This is a genomic window from Verrucomicrobiales bacterium (assembly GCA_016793885.1).
In the GTDB taxonomy this organism is placed as follows: domain Bacteria; phylum Verrucomicrobiota; class Verrucomicrobiia; order Limisphaerales; family UBA11320; genus UBA11320.
On the sequence record JAEUHE010000083.1, the window covers coordinates 1 to 3,608 of the forward strand.

Below are 3,608 nucleotides of genomic sequence, written 5' to 3' on the forward strand. Positions count from 1 at the left end.
GCCATGAGTCAACCGGCGCCCCAGGTTAATTTTGCGCCATTCACGCCGTCTGGCAGTAATCACGTTAGGTGCGTCAATGCTGGCTCAGTTACTAACTGTCGTTATTGAAGTCTATAGGCGACCATAATCAAGGCGAGGAGAGAACTAGAAAAGTTGTTCTCTCTCGACGGCGAGTGCACTATCGCGCCAGAGGAAGTGAATTTATTATGAAGCTCTAGTGCGGTCACTAGCTCAAGAAATACAAGCCTGCCATCGAGCGCTTCGCAACCAGAGCGGCGAATCAAATGGCTAATAGGGCGATTAACCTCGTTCGCTTCGCTTGCTGGGTGCTGCGCAAGGAAGCCGCGCAGCGCCGGTCACCTCTACGTTGAGTGACAGCTTCCCGCTGACACCGGTGACCGCAACGGGTCGAAATGCGACTGACATCTCTTCGAGTTCATCGCCGAAAAGCGGTCGTTGATTTTTCACTTCCCGGAAGCAGCCGTTCGTCGCCGAGTGCTGCCGACCCCGACCGGGCATCCGGACTTCCCCGAAGCCGCCGCTGAGCACAGGGGTCTTCTGTGAGTTTCGCTGCCACGAACCTGCCGTTCGTGACCTCACGACTCCGGCCATCAGATGCCGTTCGGACCAAAGGGATAAATGCCGCTCGAGCGACCGGTCCGATCAGAAACTTACCACACGACCTGCGCGAACAACTCCACCTGAGTTGTCATCCAGCCTTCGCTCTCCTCATTCCGGTAGACTTAGTCGATGGAGCTTTCAATTGCACAAAAGCGAACTATCGTACGCATTCAATCGGCCCAATGGCGCTGCCCCGAAAGCGACCCCATTTCTTTTGTGGAGTTATAAAAACACGATCAACGATATTCTATGAGTTTACGGCGATTCACTCGCTGGCTAACGAGAGCCAGTTCCGCTGATAGTCGTCCAACGAATTATGCCCGTTGTCTTCCAAGAAGTGCAGATTGCGGGAAGCCTTAGCACTTCTCATCCAGTCGTTCCAAGCCTGGCTCATCCTTTCTCTTTCCTTCGCGAAGACTGCAAGACGAACTGCACGCAACGTGTAGGAGAAGAAAGTTATGTATGGATGTTCCCATTCAGTTCCGGAAGAAAGTGCAATGACCCTAGATTCGCGCAGAGCCTCTACCCCTTCCCAGTATCTCTCCACCGCAACAGCGTCGTTTCTCGTGGTTGCGATCTTCAAGCATACTTTCCCAAGCGTGGTATGCGGGAAGGCATCCCGCCCGTGAAGGGCAATGGCTTTTTTAGCGTAGGAATATGCAAAAGACTCAGATTTTTGATCACTGGCGAGTAGTGCCCGCTGCTCCCAAAATCGAGAATTCCATCCACAAACGTCTTCAAGGTCTGCATACCAGCGTTCGGAATCGCCGCCAAGATCGTGCTTGACATTTTCCCAGTCCATAAGTTCTCTTATTATTAAATATGGAGTGGAGCGTTGAGAGACGCTTCGAGGTACGACTAATGGAGCAACTGCTCTCGCGATCTTAAGTGCCCAAGAATACTTCTCGGTCACACACAAGCTTTTCCAAACAAACGTGGAAAAGGACTTATTGCGCAGCCGAAGACCTCGGTCATCGACGAATGCAAGCTCATAGAGGGCTTCGCCTTCTCCGAGCAGCACCTCAAGAGATTCTCCTCGCCTTATTTCATCTGCGATGTAGAACGGCAATGAAAAACCAAATCGATGAATAGCGGCGGTTCCACATACGAGCGCTCTAGCGATTTCTCCGTGGTGAGCGGGCGATTTGATAAGATTAAGTATCGCGTCGCGGTAAGCGCTGGCATTCTCCAGGCTTTCAAGCCATTCCAGCAATTTTAATCCGTACGTAGATTTATACTCCTTCCAAGCAGCAGCTACGCTCATCGATGACTTTGTTCCAAGTCGACCTTTAGCTTTCCGCTTTTCAAATAACCGCTCAAAATCTTGCCGAGTAAGAGGTTCAATATTCTCTTTGATCACCCTTGACTTCTCAAGATCAGATTCCGTTGCACGTAAGCGGTGACTCTCGCATGTGGCCACCCCTCGAATCAAGACGCCTTGCTCTAAAGACAGCGAGACTAGCGTCCTGAGCGAGCTTGAGAAATCAGCGCAGTCGTCAAAAATGAATACTGAATTTGGCTGCCCCTTCACATAGTCCAAGAGACTTTGCTCGTCGAACTTTTGCTCACCTCTGAACCACCATACCTCGGTGCCACGGCTGGCATACTCATGAGCAATTCGAAGAGCTACGGTTGTCTTCCCCGATATCGGGCCTCCGCTAACTAAAGCAAACCGTGGAATCTTTTCATCGGGCGCTGAATCTAGCGATACTTTGATACGATCGTTAATACCGATTCGAGCATCGAGGTCGTTTACGATATGCATCCATTGCGCTTCCGCACATGCATAGAAGTCCAATATTTTCTTGCTCGTTGGCTGGCGAGATCGGTCTATATCCAGAATCTTAAAGGATGCAAGAAGTTGATTTCGCGCAAAGGTAACTCGCTGATCATACTTACGGTCAGAAGCTGCAATGTCTGCTTGCAGCGCATCGAAGAAGGTCTGTCCATTGGCTCTTACGGCGATGAAGCCTTGCCGGGCGAATCGATCTGATTGGCTTTTCGTTAGTTCTTTTAGAACCACAAAGGACGGAGCCCCCCCCCGAGCCTTCGAGTGACTCCCAAATTCGAGTACAGTTGCAAGGTCATACTCTTCCTGCAGTTTCGCCCCACACACCACAAACGGTTTTTGACAGAATTCTGATCTAAATTCGGCATGCCAACCTGGGGCGAGCTCAAATCGACCTGCATACTCTGATATGGAAAATATTACCTGAGCTGCCGGATCCGATAATCTGGGCGCATACCCATGCAGGTGAATCACCTGCAGCTCATCACTATTCAATTCACGAGGTTTGAACTGATCAGTCCAAGTGAAAGTCGTGATCCGCCTCGGCGTCGCCGATCGACACCTCTCGACAACGTCGTCAATATTCAAACTCCAGATCCGCTTCCAGGGCTGCCCAAGGATGAGTTGCTGCCAAACTGGCTCGCACCTGCTGAACCGTTGCTCTAAAAAGCTGCTTAACTTGCCCTTGTTGCTGCTGCGCTTGGCGTCGTTGTAGACCAATGGCAAATTGGACCGCTCAGATTCGTCTAGCTCTAGCTGGAAGAGGTCGTTAATCTCGTGCGCCAAGTCGATGGCACCCTTCAAGGCCTCCCCATCACCGCCGATGCAGCCATAGCTTGCGCCTGCACCGAGCAAAAGACTGTAGGCCCCATCCGACACACCTTGCAGTAGGGACGTGGCATCGCTCTCGGACAACCCAATCTCATCTACTAACTTCATATTCTCCCTCTGAGATGCTCCAGCCGCGCGCAAGAGTGGCAGTATAGCGCTCATGACACTGGTGGTCACTGAGTGTTGAGTCTTGGTTCTGAGTGGGCCCCAGGGAACCGGTTCATACGCCTGAATCCGTGTTGTCTTCAGCGCGCACCCGCTCCACGAGCCCCAGCGCATGATTTTTCCGCTGTCTGACTCCCGATCTCAGCTCAACGTAGCCCCGAGCGCCGTTCTTTCACGGCCCGGAGCCCCGGCGAGCCGGGCT

Annotated in this window: 1 protein-coding gene; it reads right to left on the reverse strand. The window is 52.0% G+C overall.

Annotated features, from left to right (window positions below):
• Window positions 1-886: 886 nt before the first annotated feature.
• Window positions 887-3,349 carry a hypothetical protein gene (locus JNN07_10045; protein MBL9168070.1) on the reverse strand — a complete coding sequence of 821 codons (2,463 nt, stop codon included), beginning with the start codon at window positions 3,347-3,349 and terminating at the stop codon, window positions 887-889.
• Window positions 3,350-3,608 lie beyond the last annotated feature (259 nt).

What these genes read in the sequence shown, in the direction of transcription:
- JNN07_10045 (MBL9168070.1), bottom strand. Translation starts at nt 3,349, where the DNA reads ATGAAGTTAGTAGATGAGATTGGGTTGTCCGAGAGCGATGCCACGTCC.